Annotated in this window: 1 protein-coding gene; it reads right to left on the minus strand. The window is 60.6% G+C overall.

What is annotated here, in order from left to right; translation table 11 throughout:
- On the minus strand, window positions 1-436 hold a 436-nt coding region (locus tag PGQ95_RS26390; protein ID WP_430919898.1), incomplete at both ends, for a 4Fe-4S dicluster domain-containing protein.

The raw sequence follows: 436 nt of genomic DNA on the forward strand, positions 1-436 counted from the left end.
AGACCTCCTTCGGATTGGCCAGATAGCCGGTGGTATCGCCGCACGGACGGCTGTTGGCGTTTGGTTTTATCACAATGCTCGGCCTGGTGAAGTGCGCTGACGGCAGCGGCGCCACGGCGGCCAGTTGGCCGTGCTTTTCACGCAGTTCGGCAATCGGCCCGAAGTCCAGCGCCCGCAGCGGGCAGGACTCGACGCAAATCGGCTTTTTGCCTTGTGCCACACGCTCGTGACAGCCATCGCATTTGGTCATATGCCCTTTAGCGGCGTTGTACTGCGGCGCGCCGTACGGGCAGGCCATATGGCAGTAGCGACAGCCAATGCACACCTCTTCATTAACCACCACAAAACCATCTTCGCGCTTGTGCATTGCCCCGCTCGGGCAGACCTTGGTGCACGCCGGGTCTTCGCAGTGGTTACAGGCGATAGAGAGGTAGTA

Origin of the sequence: Klebsiella sp. 141240 (genome assembly GCF_050600805.1) — a bacterium.
Lineage (GTDB): Bacteria > Pseudomonadota > Gammaproteobacteria > Enterobacterales > Enterobacteriaceae > Klebsiella > Klebsiella aerogenes.